Here is a 15807-nt window from a genome sequence, read left to right on the forward strand (position 1 = left end):
GGGCCCGTGGCCGTCGCGTGCGCCGGGGAGGGACCTGGGTCAGCCGCGCGCCACGGCCGTGAAGACCGTGCGCCCGGACCCGACCCGGTAGACGGCCCGGCCGTCCTGGACACCCAGGTACGTGGCGTGGCTCCCGGCGGCGGTGTAACGGCCGCCCGCCACCACGGGCAGGGCGACCGTCGCCGTCACGTTGACCGGCACCTCGACCGTCGTGTCCACCCCGTGCCGGTTCCGGCGCCAGTCGACGCCGACGGTGCCGCGCTCGGTCCACTGGCTGCCCGAGGCGTGGCTCACGCCCGAATCCGCCGGGGCGATCCGCACCGACGCGCCGCCCGGGCTGGTCACCGTGAGCCCGAGCACACCCTCCAGCACCCCGACGACACCCGCGCCGCCCCAGCCGTGCGACATGCTCTCGCTGCTGCTCTGCGAGACCTGGCCCGGCGCGCAGTCACTGCTCGCACACCCCGGAGTCCACTGCTCCCACAGGAAGGTGCCGCCCTCGGCCAGGACCTGCGCGGGCCCGTCGGCGGAGGGATCGGTGAGGATCCGCACCAGCGTGTCCGGCCGGTCGACGACCCGCAGCGCCTCCAGCAGGGTCCGCAGCGTCATCGGCCCCTGCCGCATCCCCTGCCGGGACAGCTCCGCGCCCAGCGCGGCGTACTCCGAGGGCTCCGCGACGCCGTAGGCGACCGGGAAGCTCTGCGCGTGCTCGCCCTGATGCGCGATCAGGGCGCCGTCCGAGGACAGACCGTCCGACCACAGCCCGGTGCCGCCGTCCCGCAGCCGCTCCCGCATCGCCGCCGTCAGCTCGTCCGCGCGGCCGGCGTAGACGTCGCGGGTGGCGTGGTCGCCGAGTGCGTCGGCGGCCTCGGCCACCGACCGCATCGCGCCCACCCCGAGGGCGTTGACAACGGTGCGGTTCACGTTGCCGTCGGTGACGTAGCCGTACCGCATCGGGGCGGGCCAGTCGATGATGCCGTGCAGGTAGGCGCCGCTGCCGCCGGGCAGGTCGGCGACCAGACCGCGGTCGTCCACCGCCGAGGAGATGTAGTCCGCCACGTTGCGCATCACGGGCAGGGCCCGGGCGAGCAGTTCGCGGTCGCCCGTCGTGCGGTAGTAGCGCATCACCCACTCGGGGAACATCTCGGTGTAGTCGGGGATGTCCCGCTTGGCGTCCCCGTTGGGGTAGACGGAGTTCAGGGCGCCATTGGGCCAATAGCGAGCCTGGGAGTTCATGAAGGACTCGATGGCCTGACGGGTCAGGCTGCGCTCGCCCGACGCGGCCATCGTCGCGAACGACTCGTCCACGGTGTCGCCGAGGAACTGGCCCTTCTCACGGGTCGGGGTGTCCAGGAAGACGTTCTGCGCGGACTGCAGCGCCGAACGCTGCATCAGCGAGAAGACCTGGTCCAAGGTGCCGTCGCTGCTGCGGAACGTCGCGGGGTGGGCCGCGTCGGTGTTCTGGACGACGGCGGTGACGTCCCGCGTGGTCAGCTTCTCGCCCGGGTCGCTGATCTGCAGGTAGCGCCAGCCCCAGTAGGTGAAGGCCCGGGCGGTCTGCGCACCGTCCTTCTCGGTGTAGTGGAAGCGCATGTTGCTGCCCTGGGTGTCCAGACCCGACGTACCCGCGCGGGAGTTCTCCACCCAGCTCGCCGCGGCGTGGTCCTTGCCCAGAGGACGGTCCAGGGTCACCGTCGTGCCGTCCACCGCGCTCACGGTGCGGGTCTCGGGGTGCCCGGCGCCGTACCCCGTGGCGGGCGCGTCCACCACGATCTCGTCGCCCGCGTGGACGTTCGCCGCGTTCGCCAGCGTCACGGAGGCGTCCCCGGCCCGCACGGCGGCGGTCAGCGTGGAGTTGCTGCGCCGGTAGCTGGTGGTGAACGTCAGCTGCCGGCCGGCGGTGCCGGAACGCAGCCGCACCGAGGGCACCGCGGCGTACACCTTGCCGAAGTCGGCGAGGACCGTGCCGTCGGGCAGGTGCAGCAGCGAGACCGGGTGGACGGTCTCCTGCGTGAGGTGGGCCTGCAGCGCCGACAGATGGGTGAAGGCGCAGGGGGACGAACCTCCCTCGTAGGGAGCGCAGTTGTCCGGGTTCGGCCGCGGGTGGGCGCCGATGACGGTGGCCGCGGCCCAGCCGGAGTCGTCGTAGCCGGGGGTGTTCCAGCCGGCGGGCTCGACCGTGGCGTCGTAGTACTCGACGCGGTCGCCGGCGTCGCCGTTGCGGTAGGTCAGGGTGTCGACCCGCTGCGGCTCGTAGCGGTGGACCTTCCAGGTGCCGTCGGAGACCGCCACGTCGCGGGTGCCGTCCGCGTGCTCGACCACCACCTTGACCAGCAGCCCGGAGGGGCCCTCGGGGGCGTTCGGACCGTTGGCCCGGCCCTGGCACTTGCAGGACCAGTAGTGCGTCAGCACGCCCACGGCCAGGTCCCGGTCCGCCTTGACGCCCTTGACGGCGGCGACGTCGTAGAAGCCCTCACCGGCGTACTCGTAGGACGAACTGCGCTGCACGGTCTTGCCGTTGACGTCGACCTGCCAGTCGCCGGAGGCCGCGACGTACACCCGGGTGCCGACCACGGGGCTGCCCGCGGACACCCGGACGACCTTGCGGGCCGCCGTCCACTCGTTGCTCGCGTCGTTCCCGGTGGCGGGACGGCGGATCCACTGGGCGCCGGACCAGTCCTGGTCCGTCAGGCCCGTGCCGAAGGACGCGCCGGCCGAGTAGGGGGAGGCCTCCCCCGCGCGGTCCCACGTCCGCACCTTCCACTGGTACGCCGTCCCCGGCGCCAGCGCGGGCCCGCCGTACGGCACCCAGGACTGCTCGGAACCGCGGACCTTGCCGCTGTCCCAGACGGTGCGGCCGCCGGGGACGCGCACGACGACCTGGTAGGCGGTCTGGACCTCGTCGGAGTCGCTGTCGCGGGGCAGCCAGCCGAAGCGCGGCGCGGCGTCGATGGCGAGCGGCTCGGTGCGGTCGTCGACCGTCAGGCCACCGGGGGCGCCCGGGGCGTGGTTGCGGGGCGCGTGTGCGTGGTCGGCGTAGGCCTGGGGCGTGGCGGCGGCGAGCGTCAGGCCGAGGGAGAGGGCGAGGAGGGCGAGGCGGCGGCGGGGGAGGGGCGGACGTCGTTTCATGGACACCTCTCGGCGGGGTTAGAACGTTTCAATCCGCAGGCGTATGTTATTGATACGTTTCAATCCTGTGACCGGGGTGAGCCTAGGCAGGCCCGTCTGCCCTGTCAACGCCCCCTCGTGTGCGGCCCGCTTGCGTCCCGGGGTGCCCCCGCCCGCCCTCCCTCCCCCAGCCTTCGGCCGGGGGATCCCCATGGGGGCACCCCGCCACACCCCCTGCTGTCGTATGGGCGGCTGACGGCCGGTGGGGGTTCGGAGAGCGGTCCGGGGTTGCCGCAGGTGCCTACTTACCCCCCACCGGCCGTCATGCGCCCGCACTACGGGAGGGGGTGTGGCGGGGTGCGCCCGGAAGCGACGAGCGGCGGACCCGGGCGCCGAACGACGTAGGGCCAAACCGCGAGCGCTGTGGGGGTCCCCCCGGCCGAAGGCTGGGGGAGGGAGGGCGACGGGGAAACCCCCACCAACAACCACAACGACGCCGCACACAACCGCCGGGCAGCCCGGCGCAGCCGCCCGCAGGCGCAAACAACCCGCACACAACAACCGGCCCCAAGGGACACCCCCCGCACAACATCTACGCTGCACGCATGAGCGACCCCCACTTCCGCCCCGTCACCCGCCACGACATCCCCGCCGTCGTGGCGATGTTCGCCGACGACGGCCTCGGCCGCGGCCGCGAGACCCCGGACGACCTGGAGCCCTACTACGCGGCGTACGAACGCGTCGTCGCCGACCCCGGCCAGCACGTGGTCGTCGCCGAGCGGGACGGCACGCTCGTCGGGGTGCTGCAGCTGTCGGTGATACCGGGCCTGTCACGGCGCGGCACGACGCGCTCCGTCATCGAGGCGGTCCGCGTGCACCGCGACGCCCGCGGCGGCGGCCTGGGGACGCTGATGATCGAGTGGGCGGTCGAGGAGTCCCGCCGCCTGGGGTGCACGCTGGTGCAGCTGACCTCGGACCGGGCCCGCGCCGACGCGCACCGCTTCTACGAGCGCCTCGGCTTCACCGCCTCGCACGTCGGCTTCAAGCTGCAGCTCTGACCGCTTCAAGCGGCAGCTCTGACCCCTTCGAGCGGCAGCTCTGACCGCTTCAGGCAGCAGCTCCGACCGCCGCGGCGACCAGCGCCCGCATCACCCGCTCGTCCTCGTCCATCTCGGGGTGCCACTGCACCCCCAGCACGAAGCGGTCGCCCGGCAGCTCCACGGCTTCGGGCGTACCGTCCTCGGCGTGGGCGCCGACCACCAGGCCCCGGCCCAGGGTGTCCACCGCCTGGTGGTGGTACGTGGGCACCGTCATGGCCTCCGGCACCGCCTCCGCGTAGCGCGTGCCGGGGACGGGCTTGACGGTGTGGCCGCCGAACGCGCCCACCCGGGGGCCGCGGTGACCGTCGATGTGCTGCACGAGCGTGCCGCCGAGGGCGACGTTGAGCAGTTGCATGCCCCGGCAGATGCCCAGCAGGGGCAGCCCGGCGGCGAGGGCGGCGTGGAGGAGGGCGAGCTCCCAGGCGTCCCGCTCCCGCGCGGGCGGGTCGGTGCGCGGGTCGGGCTCGGCGCCGTACCGCGCGGGCTCGACGTCCGGGCCGCCCGCGATCACCAGCCCGTCCAGCCGGGCCACGGCGTCCGCGGCGTGGGCGGGGTCGTCCGGCGGGAGCAACGCGGCGAGGCCGCCGGAACGCCGTACGAGCAGCGGGTACCCGGCGGGGAGCAGGGCGGCGGGCAGGTCCCAGCCGCCCCAGCGGGCCGAGTCGACCCAGTAGGTGCTGACACCGATCAGCGGACGGGCCACGGGAGCCTCCCTGCGACGCGCGGATTTCTCCTTGCACCGTACCCAACTGGGCCCCGGGCCCGTACTTTTGGATCACCTGTCGGCCGGTAGGAGAGGTGATCACCCGTGGTGCACCGAACAGCCCCGCTCAGCACCGACGACCTGCGACGACGTGTCGACTCCGGAGAGATCGACACGGTGGTCGTCGCCTTCACCGACATGCAGGGCCGGCTGCAGGGCAAGCGCTTCGCCGCACGGCACTTCCTCGACGACGTCCTGGAGCACGGCACCGAGGGGTGCAACTACCTGCTCGCCGTCGACGCCGACATGAACACCGTGGACGGCTACGCCCTGTCCTCCTGGGAACGGGGCTACGGCGACTTCGCCATGCACCCCGACCTCGGCACCCTGCGGATCACCCCCTGGGACGCCGCCACCGCGCTCGTCGTCGCCGACCTGCGGCTGCTGGACCACGGCTCCACGCCGGTGGCCCCCTCGCCCCGCCAGATCCTGCGCCGCCAGACCGAGCGGCTCGCCGAGCGCGGCTGGTCGGCGTACGCGGGCACGGAGCTGGAGTTCATCGTCTTCAAGGACACCTACGAGCAGGCCTGGACGAACGGCTACCGCGACCTGACCCCCGCCAACCAGTACAACGTCGACTACTCCCTGCTCGGCACCGGCCGCGTGGAGCCGCTGCTGCGCCGCATCCGCAACGAGATGGGCGCCGCCGGGATGCGCGTGGAGTCCGCCAAGGGCGAGTGCAACCTCGGCCAGCACGAGATCGCCTTCCGCTACGACGAGGCCCTGGTCACCTGCGACCAGCACAGCGTATACAAGACCGGCGCCAAGTCGATCGCCGCGCAGGAGGGGTACTCCCTCACCTTCATGGCGAAGTACAACGAACGCGAGGGCAACTCCTGCCACATCCACCTCTCGCTGCGCGACGAGGACGAGCGGCCGGTCTTCGCGGGCGACGAGCCGGGCGGCATGTCGGAGACGATGCGGCACTTCCTGGCCGGGCAGCTCGCCGCGCTGCGCGACTTCTCCCTGCTGTACGCGCCCAACATCAACTCCTACAAGCGGTTCCGGCCCGGCTCCTTCGCCCCCACCGCCGTCGCCTGGGGCCCCGACAACCGCACCTGCGCCCTGCGCGTGGTCGGGCACTCCCCGTCCGCGCTGCGCCTGGAGAACCGCGTGCCGGGCGGTGACGTCAACCCCTACCTCGCCGTCGCCGGGATGATCGCCGCCGGCCTGCACGGCGTGGAGCAGAAGCTCACCCTCCCCGAGCCCGTCACGGGCAACGCCTACGCCAGCGACGGCGTGGCGCACGTGCCGGCCACGCTGCGCGAGGCCGCCGAGCTGTGGGAGGCCAGCCCGATCGCCCGGGCGGCCTTCGGCGACGAGGTCGTCGAGCACTACCTGAACATGGCCCGCGTCGAGCAGGACGCGTACGACACCGCCGTGACCGACTGGGAGCGCTACCGCTCCTTCGAACGCATGTGAGGCAGCGAGTGCCCGAAGCACCCGAACCGCTCGAAGCGCTGGACGTGCTCAACCCGGCCACCGAGGAGGTGATCGCCACCGTCCCTGCGGCCCGCCGGGAGGACGTCGACGCCGCCGTCACCCGCGCGGCCCGCGCCCAGACCGCCTGGGCGGCCCTGGCCCCGGCCGACCGCGCGCGGCTGCTGCGGCGTTTCGCGGCCGTGGTCGACGCGCACGTGGAGGAACTGGCCGCCCTGGAGGTGCGGGAGGCGGGCCACACGGTGGGCAACGCCCGCTGGGAGGCAGGCAACGTCCGCGACCTGCTCGACTACGCGGCGGGCGGCGTCGAGCGGCTCAGCGGCCGGCAGATCCCGGTGCCCGGCGGCATCGACGTCACCTTCCTGGAGCCGCTCGGCGTCGTCGGCGTCATCGCGCCCTGGAACTTCCCCATGCCCATCGCCGCCTGGGGGACCGCCCCGGCGCTCGCGGCGGGCAACGCGGTGATCCTCAAGCCCGCCGAGACCACCCCGCTGACCGCGCTGCGCCTGGCGGACCTGGCACTGGAGGCGGGACTGCCCGAGCACCTCTTCCAGGTGCTGCCCGGCCGGGGCCCGGTCGCGGGGGCGGCCCTCGTCGAGCACCCGGGCGTCGCGAAGATCGTCTTCACCGGGTCGACCCGCGTCGGCAAGCAGATCATGGCCACGTGCGCCGGCACCCTCAAGCGGGTCACCCTGGAGCTCGGCGGCAAGTCGCCGAACATCGTCTTCGCCGACGCGGACCTCGAGAAGGCCGCGGCGACCGCCCCGATGGCCTTCCTCGACAACGCCGGGCAGGACTGCTGCGCCCGCACCCGGATCCTGGTCCAGCGCCAGGTGCACGACCGCTTCATGGAGCTGCTGGAGCCCGCCGTCCTGGCCGTCGGGGTCGGCGACCCGGCTGATCCGGCCACCGGCATGGGCCCGCTCATCTCCGCCGTGCAGCGCGACCGCGTCCGCTCGTACGTGTCCCCCGACGCGCCCGTCGCGATCCGCGGCACGGCCCCGGAGGGCAAGGGCTTCTGGTACCCGCCGACCGTGCTGACCCCCGCCGACCCGGCCGGGCGCGTCGCGGTGGAGGAGGTCTTCGGCCCGGTGGCCGTCGTGCTGCCCTTCGAGGACGAGACCGACGCGCTGCGCCTGGCCAACGCCACCCCGTACGGACTGTCGGGCTCGATCTGGACCCGGGACGTCGGCCGCGCCCTGCGGCTGGCCCGGGGCACCGCCGCCGGCAACCTGTCGGTGAACTCCCACAGCTCGGTGCGCTACTGGACACCGTTCGGCGGGTTCAAGCAGTCGGGGCTCGGCCGCGAGCTCGGCCCGGACGCGCTGGCCGCCTTCACCGAGACCAAGAACGTCTTCATCAGCACGGAGGAGTGATCCCGGCAATGACGGAAGCAGAAGCAGTGGTGTGCCGCCGCCTGGTGGGCCGGACGGCGGTGGTCACCGGCGCCGGCAGCGGCATCGGGCTCGCCTCGGCGCGCCGGCTGGCCTCCGAGGGCGCGCACGTGGTGTGCGCCGACATCGACGAGGCCGCGGGCAAGGCGGCCGCCGAGGAGGTCGGCGGGCTGTTCGTCCAGGTCGACGTCACCGACGCCGGGCAGGTGGAGGCGCTGTTCAAGGCGGCGTACGACACCTACGGCTCGGTCGACGTCGCCTTCAACAACGCCGGCATCTCGCCCCCCGACGACGACTCGATCCTCACCACCGGCATCGACGCCTGGCGCCGCGTCCAGGAGGTCAACCTCACGTCGGTGTACCTGTGCTGCAAGGCGGCGCTGCCGTACATGCAGCGCCAGGGCAAGGGCTCGATCATCAACACCGCGAGCTTCGTCGCCGTCATGGGTGCGGCGACCTCGCAGATCTCGTACACCGCCTCCAAGGGCGGTGTGCTGGCGATGTCCCGCGAGCTGGGCGTGCAGTTCGCCCGGGAGGGCATCCGGGTCAACGCGCTGTGCCCGGGACCGGTCAACACCCCGCTGCTGCGGGAGCTGTTCGCCAAGGACCCGGAGCGCGCCGCGCGCCGCCTGGTGCACATCCCGGTGGGCCGCTTCGCGGAGGCCGAGGAGATCGCCGCCGCCGTGGCCTTCCTCGCCAGCGACGACGCGTCCTTCATCACCGGAGCGGAGTTCCTGGTGGACGGGGGCATCGCGGGTGCGTACGTGACCCCTCTGTGACCGGGTGACTGACGGGAATCTTAAGGGCCGGGCCTTAGGGTGACGCCGTGACCATGACGACCCCGCCCGGCTGGTACCCAGAGCCCGGGCAGACAGGCAACGGGCCCGCTCTGGAGCGCTGGTGGGACGGGACCGCGTGGACCGAGTACACCCGCACGGCCCCGCCCCCCGCCCCGGCGTTCGGCGCCGGGGCGCCGGGCCATCCGCAGTACCCCGGCTACCCCGGCGCGTTCCCCGCCGCCCCCCGCAAGCGGCGCGGCGGTCTGATAGCGATCGCCGTCGTCGCCGCGGTCGTGGTGGCCGGCGCGGTGATCGGAGGCGTCGTCGCCCTCGGCAGGAGCGGCGGCGACGGCGCGGACTCCGCCCGGCCCGCCCCCTCGTTCACGGCCCCCGGGCAGGGCCCGGAGGGCGACGGTCCGGGCGGTGGGGGTCCGGACGGCGGCGGCCCGCAGGACGTGCCCAAGAGCGAGCCCGGCTTCGCCCTGGACGCCGTCGACGGCGTCAGCCTGCCCGTTCCCGACGGCTGGACCGGCTCCACCAGCCGGTACGGGCTCGCGGAGCTCACCGTGGGCGAGTACGCCTGCCCCGGCGACGCCTCGAACACCTGCCTGCGCGGCGGCGTCTTCTCCATGCCCGCCGCGTCGGTGAAGCTGAAATCCACCACCGCCGAGGCCGCGGCCAAGGAGGACATCGCCGGCAACGCCGAGGGGGCCTACGGCGGCAAGGTCTACGGCGACATCACCTCGCACACGCAGCTGCTGTCGAAGAAGGTCACGGTCGCCGGCGAGCAGGGCTACCTGGTGCGCTGGAAGGTCGTCACCGAGAGGGGCGACGACGGCTACGTCCAGTCGCTGGTGTTCCCCTCGCCGTCGGACCCCGACAGGCTCGTCCTGGTCCGCTACGGCTTCGACGTCAACCCCAAGGCGCCCGGCCTCGCGGTGATGGACGAGATCACCAAGGGCATCAAGGCGTCGGGCTCCGGCGGCGGCACCGGCGTGTGACCCCCGTCCCCGCACGAGGGCGCCCCGGTCCGGTCCGTCCGGCCGGGGCGTCCGGGCGTCCGGGTGTCACAGGAACGTCTTGCCCTCGCCGCGGTAGGTCGGCACCGCCCGCACCACCCGGTCGCCCTCGATCAGCTGCAGCGTGTCGAAGCGCTCGCACAGCTCGCCCGCCTTGGCGTGCCGGAACCACACCTTGTCGCCGATGAGCAGGTCGTCGGCGGCCGTCCCGATCAGCGGCGTCTGCACCTCGCCCGGCCCCTCCTGGGGGTCGTAGCGCAGCCCCTGCGGCAGGTGGGGTACCGGCAGCCGGTCCCGGCCCGCCGCGCCCGATGCCGGGTAGCCGCCGCCGAGGACGGTGACGACGCCCACACCCGGGCGGCGCACCACGGGCTGCGCGAACAGCGCCGCCGGACGGCCCCGGAAGGAGGTGTAGTTGTCGAACAGCCGCGGCACGTACAGGCCCGACCCGGCGGCGACCTCCGTCACCGCGTCCTCGGCGGCCGTGCTCTGCACGCTGCCCGTCCCGCCGCCGTTGACGAACTCCAGCCCGGGCGCCACCTCCCGCACCGCCCGGACGACCTCCGCGCGCCGCGCCGCCAGCTCCCGGCGTGCCGTCGCCTGCATCAGCCGCACCGCGCGCGAGCGCAGCGGCCGGCCGCCGACCGAGTCGCCGACCCCGGCCACATGGCCCTCGTACGCCATGATCCCCACCAGCCTGAACCCGGGCCGCCGGGACACCTCGCGGGCCAGCGCGGCCATCTGCTCGGGCTGGTGGAGCGGGGAGCGCAGCGCCCCGATGCGGAGCCGGCCCCCCAGCATCTTCAGCGAGGTGTCCAGCTCCAGGCAGACCCGGACGATCTCGGAGCCGCCCGCGCGCGAGGAGTCGATGAGGTCGAGCTGCGCCGCGTCGTCGACCATGACGGTCACCGCGGCCGCCAGCTTCGGGTCCGCGGCCAGCTCCGCGTAGCCGGAACGATCCGCCGACGGGTACGCCAGCAGGACGTCGTCGAAGCCCGACCGCGCCAGCCACAGCGACTCGGCGAGGGTGAACGACATGATCCCCTCGAAGCCGTCCCGCTCCAGCACCCGCTCCAGGAGCGCGCGGCAGCGGACCGACTTGGACGCCACCCGGATCGGTTTGCCGCCCGCCCTGCGGACCAGGTCGTCCGCGTTGGCGTCGAACGCCTCCAGGTCCACGATCGCCACCGGCGCGTCGAGGTGGGCGGTGGCCCGGTCGTACCGGGCGCGAGCTGCTCCGCGATCAGACATGCGCGAAGCTTGCCAGAATGCCCCTACCGAGCGGTAGGGGCAAGTGATCCGTACTGACGCCTCGTGACGTCGCCGCGCCCAGTAGAGTGACGCCGCAGTCCATCGTGTGAACGGGCCGACCGCCGTGCGGCCGTGAGGGGGCACCGGGTGAGCGCCGGTTTCGACAGCGGGGGAGCGACCCCCCGGCCGAGCTGGTCCCCTCCGCGCCCCATACCGCCGCCCCCGGGCACCGCCCCGCACACCTCCGCCCCGGCTCACTGGGCCGCCTCCGCAGCCGCCGGCCGGGCGTCCGTGCCGTGGGCCGCCGCGGGCCCCGCCGCGACCGGCGAGCCGGAGGGCGGGCTGCCCCAGGAGCTGTACGGTACGACCCCCGCGCCGGCGCCCCCGTACCCGTGGCCCGCAGGCGAGCGGGGCCCCGTCGGCGTCGCCTACCCGGCCGGCCCCGTGCCGCCCTCGGCCGTGCCCGGTGCGCCGCCCGTGCCCGGGCATCCCCCGGCCGCGGCCTGGTCCTCGCCCGTCCCGCCCTCCGCACCGCCGCCGCACCCTCCCCGGCCGCCGCACGCGTCCTCGCACGCCGACCGGGCCCGGCCCCGTACGGCTGCCGCCGCGCTGTGCCTGGTGCTGGGCCTCGGTCTCCTCGCCGGCGCCGGCGCCGGGATGTGGATCAACCACGACCCGGCCGCGCCCACGCCCACGGCGGCGGAGGCGAGCAAGCGCGACTTCGCCCTCGCCCGCGGCCTGTGGCACAGCACGCCCGTCGACACGCTCTTCCCGCCCACCCTGCACGGCAAGGGCCTCGGCCCGGGCGGCGCCGAACGCACCTGGACGCGGATCGGCGTGGCGCCCGCCGGCAACTGCCAGGAGGCCTTCGACCCGCAGCTGGCGAAGGTGCTGCGCCCCGCGGGCTGCGTGAAGCTGCTGCGCGCCACGTACACCGACGCGACGTCGAGCGCCGTGACCACGGTCGGACTGCTCGTCACCAGGGCGGACGCCCCCGCGATGCGCAGACTGCGCGACCGCTGGTCCGCCGAACGCCTGGGCTCCCGCGCGGATCTGATGCCCCGTCCGGTCGCCTTCCCGGGCACCGTCTCGGCCGGCTTCGGCGACCGCCAGCGCGCCAGCTGGACGGTCACGGTCGCCGCCGACCTCCCCGTCGTCGTGTACGCGGTGAGCGGCTTCGCCGACGACCGCGAGATCGCGACCCCGCAGCCCGCCGCCTCGGCCGTCACCGCGGGCGCCACGGCCGCGCCCGCCCAGGCCGGACTCGGCCACGAGGCCGATGCCCTGGCCGATGCCGTCGACGGCCGGGCCCGCCGTGCCGCACGCTCGCTGACCGCCACCCCGACGGGAGGTTCCGGATGAGGCGACTGGCCACCGGGATGGCCGCCGCGGCCCTCGCCCTGCTGCCCGTCGTCCCGGCCCACGCCGACGCCGTACGCGACGCGGACTGGGCGCTGGACGCGCTGCACGCACAGGAGGCCTGGCAGCGGACGAAGGGCGCGGGCGTCACCGTCGCCGTCCTCGACACGGGCGTGGACGGCACCCACCCGGACCTGACCGGGCAGGTCCTCAAGGGCAAGGACATGGTCGGCTTCGGGGCCCGCCGCGGCGACAGCGCCTGGGCCCGGCACGGCACCGGCATGGCCGGGATCATCGCCGGCCACGGCCACGGCCCCGGCGGTTCGGACGGCGTGCTGGGCATCGCCCCGGAGGCCCGGATCCTGCCGGTCCGGGTGATCCTGGAGGACAAGGACCCGCAGCGGAAGAAGGCCCGCACCACGCGCGGCAGCGCCCTCGCCGACGGCATCCGGTGGGCCGCCGACCACGGTGCCGACGTCATCAACCTCTCCCTCGGCGACGACAGCCGCACCGCCCACCCCGAGGCGCAGGAGGACGACGCGATCCAGTACGCCCTCCGCAAGGGCGTGGTCGTCGTCGCCTCCTCGGGGAACGGGGGCGAGCAGGGAAACCGGGCCTCCTACCCCGCGGCGTACCCGGGCGTCATCGCGGTGGCCGCCGTCGACCGCTACGGCTCCCGCGCCGCCTTCTCCACCCGCCGCTGGTACGCGACGGTCGCCGCACCCGGTGTCGACGTCGTGATCGCCGACCCCAACCGCCGCTACTACGAGGGCTGGGGCACCAGCACCGCCTCCGCCTACGTGTCGGGCACCGCCGCACTCGTCCGCTCCGCCTACCCCCGGCTCAGCCCCGCCCAGGTGAAGCGGCTGCTGGAGGAGTCGGCGCGGAACACCCCGGCGGAGGGCCGCGACGACGCCGTCGGGTACGGACTGGTCGACCCCGCGGCGGCGCTGAAGGCGGCGGCGAAGCTCAAGCCCGAGGGCGCCGTGCCGAGCGCCGCCCCCTACGCGCGCAAGTACTTCGGCGCCGGCCCCGACGCGGCGAAGGCGGCCGCGGCCGCCGACGGGGACGCCCTGGGCGACGGCATCGCCGTGGCCTTCGCGATCGCCGGCACCGGACTGGTCGCGGCGGCCGCCCTGTTGTGGCTGCGGCCCCGGCTCACGACGTCCCGGAACGGCGGGCGGCGCGGCTGAACGCGTCCACCGCCGCCCGCGCGGCCCGTTCCACCAGCGTGATGCCCGCGGCCTGGGTCGTACTGCCGCGGGAGACCACGGCGACCAGGTAGGTCCGGCCGCCCGCCCGGACCCGCCCGATGCTGTTGATGTCCCACAGCCCGGTCGTACTCCGTTGCAGCCAGCCGTTCTTGACCTCGAACGAGCCGTCCGCCGCGGTTGGCACGCCCCAGGCCTGCGCGGCCGGGACGCGGCCCATCAGCCGCCGTACGTACGCGCGGGACGTCGCGTCGAGGGCGCCGTCGGTGCCGAACACCCGCTGCAGCAAGGTGAGCTGGTCGGCCGCCGTGGTCTGGGTCAGCCCCCACAGCAGCCCGCTGCCCGCCGTGGTCGAGGTGAGCCCGAGGCGGCGGTTGGCGGCGTCCAGCCCGGGGCCCTGGCCTATCGCCCGCCACAGCGCGGTGGCCGCGGCGTTGTCGCTGTTCTCGATCATCACCTCGGCCCGGGCCTCCTCCTGCGCCGTCAGGTCCCGCCCCGCGTCCTGCGCCTGGAGCAGCAGCGCCGCCAGGATGTCGACCTTGACGATGCTCGCCGTGTCGTACAGCCCGTCCCCGTGCACCGCCCGGGCGCCCGAGGCGGTGTCCAGGACCGCCACGGAGCAGTGCGCCCGCGGGTCCCCCGACACGTCCCGCAGCGCCGTCTCCAGCACCTCGCTCCACACCACCTGGGGCTCCACGCTCGCCTTCACGATCACCACGTTCGCCGCCGCCCCGCCGGTCCCGGCCGCGGTGAGCGCCGCCGTGCGCGGCGGCGACGCCGACCCGTACGTCACCGTGCCGAGGACGGCGCACGCCAGGAAGGCGGTCGCGGTCACACCGCGGACGATGCCGCGCGGGGCGCGGGGGACACGGGCAGTTGCGCCCGCACGGCCGGGACGCCGTGCGGCGGGTTCGTCGGAAGCCATGCCCACGGAAGCTAGGGACCGAAACTGCGCGGTCCGTGAGAGGCGGATGAAGGGGGCGTAAGAAATCCCCGCCCGGCACCCCGGATACCCTCGGGAGGTGGCTCTCAAGAACATCCCCGACCCCGGTTTCTCCGACGACGACGGCACCGCCGACCCCCGGCTCGCGGCGGCGCTCGCCGCCTACGACGCCGACCCGTCGGCCGAACCCGAGGTGCTCGCCGCCCTCCCGGGCGCGCGCTTCCTGGTGCCGGTGGTGGCACTGCTCGGGGAGGTCGAGGAGGGTCCCGGGGGGCTGCGCCGCGAGAAGACCAGCGACATGGCGGTGCCCACCATCCAGGCGGCCGACGGGCGCAGGGCGCTGCCGGCCTTCACCTCCACCGAGGCCCTCGCGCGCTGGCGGCCGGACGCGCGGCCGGTGGCCGTGCCGCTGGGCCAGGCGCTGCAGGCGCTGGCGCACGAGAAGGCCGACACCCTGCTGATCGACATGGCCGGGCCCGTGCCGTACGAGCTGACCGGTGCCGCGCTGCGTGCCGTCGCCTCGGGCCGCGCGGGCGCGGACCCGCTGGCCGACCCGGCGGTCCGTGCGGCCCTGCGGGCCGCGGTGGGCGCGGCGCCGGAGGTGGTCCGCGCGCACCTGGTCCCCTCCGCCGGTTCCGACGGCACGCTGGGACTGGTCCTGGACCCGGGCGCCGACGTGCGTCAGGTGGCCCAACGCGTCTCGACGACGCTCGCGGCGGACGAGGTGCTCCGCGGCGCGCTCGTGCGGGGCATCGAGCTGGCGCTGCTCCCCGCCGACACCAGGCTGCCCGGCGAACCGCTCTTCACGCGCTGACGGCGCCGCCCCACCGGGGGCGACGCCGTCGTGAGCGCGGGGTGCGGGGTGCGGTGCGGGGACTAGCCGTGGACGGGGCCGGTGAACTTCTCGCCCGGGCCCTCGCCCGGCGCGTCGGGGACGACGGACTCCTCGCGGAAGGCGAGCTGCAGCGACTTCAGGCCGTCCCGCAGCGGAGCGGCGTGGTAGGAGCCGATCTCGGTCGCGCCGGCGGTGACCAGGCCGGCCAGCGCGGTGATCAGCTTGCGTGCCTCGTCGAGGTCCTTGTGCCGCTCGCCGTCCTCCGCGAGGCCGAGGTTCACCGCCGCCGCGCTCATCAGGTGCACCGCGACCGTGGTGATCACCTCGACCGCCGGGACGTCCGCGATGTCGCGGGTCAGCGTGTCGAAGTCGGGGCGGTCCGCGGAGGGGGACTCGTGCTGGGGGCTGGCGTCACTCATGCCTCACACGATAGGGCCACGTCGGCCGATTACGGTCTGCGGTCGGACGCTGGTATGCTTGACGATCGACCGGCTGGACACCCCGTGGACGTCATGGAAACGGAGCGTTCCAGCCCACAAGTGGAGGCTCCGATCTCCCACCTTGCCGACTCTTCAAGGGCGGCGGGTCACCGGTCAGGTGCCGTG

General features: G+C 74.6%; 13 protein-coding genes. 8 read left to right on the plus strand and 5 right to left on the minus strand.

All coding sequences use genetic code 11. The annotated features are described in order from the left end of the window. Window positions 1–39 precede the first annotated feature (39 nt). A complete protein-coding gene (locus tag ACFYYN_RS16940) occupies window positions 40–3129 on the minus strand; it encodes an alpha-L-rhamnosidase-related protein (protein ID WP_500546436.1) in 3090 nt (1029 codons plus the stop codon). Window positions 3130–3713: 584 nt separating this feature from the next. Between ACFYYN_RS16940 and ACFYYN_RS16945 the strand changes: the two genes are divergently transcribed. Further along, entirely contained in the window at window positions 3714–4166 is a 453-nt protein-coding gene (locus ACFYYN_RS16945) for a GNAT family N-acetyltransferase (protein ID WP_500546437.1), read from the plus strand. 49 nt (window positions 4167–4215) lie between these two features. Here the strand turns inward: ACFYYN_RS16945 and ACFYYN_RS16950 are convergent, their stop codons facing one another. Beyond that, the gene (locus ACFYYN_RS16950) at window positions 4216–4911 is read right to left on the minus strand and encodes a gamma-glutamyl-gamma-aminobutyrate hydrolase family protein (protein ID WP_500546438.1); all 696 of its coding nucleotides are present in this window, start codon (window positions 4909–4911) and stop codon (window positions 4216–4218) included. Window positions 4912–5016: 105 nt separating this feature from the next. On the opposite strand from ACFYYN_RS16950, the gene ACFYYN_RS16955 reads away from it, so the two are divergent. From ACFYYN_RS16955 to ACFYYN_RS16970, 4 genes are read left to right on the plus strand one after another with little or no spacing between them, the layout of a single operon-like run. Next, window positions 5017–6393 (plus strand): glutamine synthetase family protein, encoded by a 1377-nt coding sequence (locus tag ACFYYN_RS16955; protein ID WP_500546439.1) that lies wholly within the window; start codon window positions 5017–5019, stop codon window positions 6391–6393. Window positions 6394–6401: 8 nt separating this feature from the next. Further along, window positions 6402–7787: an aldehyde dehydrogenase family protein gene (locus tag ACFYYN_RS16960; RefSeq protein ID WP_500546440.1), complete on the plus strand. Its 1386-nt coding sequence runs from the start codon at window positions 6402–6404 to the stop codon at window positions 7785–7787. Between the two features lie 8 nt (window positions 7788–7795). Next, window positions 7796–8584, plus strand: coding sequence for a 3-oxoacyl-ACP reductase (locus ACFYYN_RS16965; protein ID WP_500330611.1), 789 nt, complete (start codon window positions 7796–7798; stop codon window positions 8582–8584). A gap of 53 nt (window positions 8585–8637) precedes the next feature. Further along, on the plus strand, window positions 8638–9585 hold the full coding sequence (locus tag ACFYYN_RS16970; RefSeq protein WP_500546556.1) for a DUF2510 domain-containing protein: 948 nt from the start codon (window positions 8638–8640) through the stop codon (window positions 9583–9585). A gap of 66 nt (window positions 9586–9651) precedes the next feature. Here ACFYYN_RS16970 and ACFYYN_RS16975 read toward each other — a convergent pair whose 3' ends face one another. Further along, entirely contained in the window at window positions 9652–10854 is a 1203-nt protein-coding gene (locus ACFYYN_RS16975) for an amino acid deaminase/aldolase (protein ID WP_500546441.1), read from the minus strand. 147 nt (window positions 10855–11001) lie between these two features. Here ACFYYN_RS16975 and ACFYYN_RS16980 point away from each other — a divergent pair, with 147 nt between their 5' ends. Then, window positions 11002–12216 carry a hypothetical protein gene (locus ACFYYN_RS16980; protein WP_500546442.1) on the plus strand — a complete coding sequence of 405 codons (1215 nt, stop codon included), beginning with the start codon at window positions 11002–11004 and terminating at the stop codon, window positions 12214–12216. Next, a complete protein-coding gene (gene mycP / locus ACFYYN_RS16985) occupies window positions 12213–13406 on the plus strand; it encodes a type VII secretion-associated serine protease mycosin (protein ID WP_500546443.1) in 1194 nt (397 codons plus the stop codon). The genes ACFYYN_RS16980 and mycP overlap by 4 nt, the downstream gene beginning before the upstream one ends. Here the strand turns inward: mycP and ACFYYN_RS16990 are convergent. Then, window positions 13372–14259, minus strand: a complete 888-nt coding sequence (locus tag ACFYYN_RS16990; RefSeq protein ID WP_500546444.1) for a serine hydrolase — start codon at window positions 14257–14259, stop codon at window positions 13372–13374. The two genes, mycP and ACFYYN_RS16990, sit on opposite strands and share 35 nt — an antisense overlap. A 187-nt stretch (window positions 14260–14446) precedes the next feature. Between ACFYYN_RS16990 and ACFYYN_RS16995 the strand changes: the two genes are divergently transcribed. Beyond that, the gene (locus ACFYYN_RS16995; protein WP_500546445.1) at window positions 14447–15181 is read left to right on the plus strand and encodes an SseB family protein; all 735 of its coding nucleotides are present in this window, start codon (window positions 14447–14449) and stop codon (window positions 15179–15181) included. 62 nt (window positions 15182–15243) lie between these two features. On the opposite strand, the gene ACFYYN_RS17000 is transcribed toward ACFYYN_RS16995, so the two are convergent. Further along, complete coding sequence (locus tag ACFYYN_RS17000) at window positions 15244–15621, minus strand: DUF1844 domain-containing protein (RefSeq protein ID WP_431960495.1); 378 nt, start codon at window positions 15619–15621, stop codon at window positions 15244–15246. Window positions 15622–15807: the final 186 nt, after the last annotated feature.

Origin of the sequence: Streptomyces sp. NPDC001902, from assembly GCF_042891295.1 — a bacterium.
Taxonomy (GTDB): Bacteria; Actinomycetota; Actinomycetes; order Streptomycetales; family Streptomycetaceae; genus Actinacidiphila.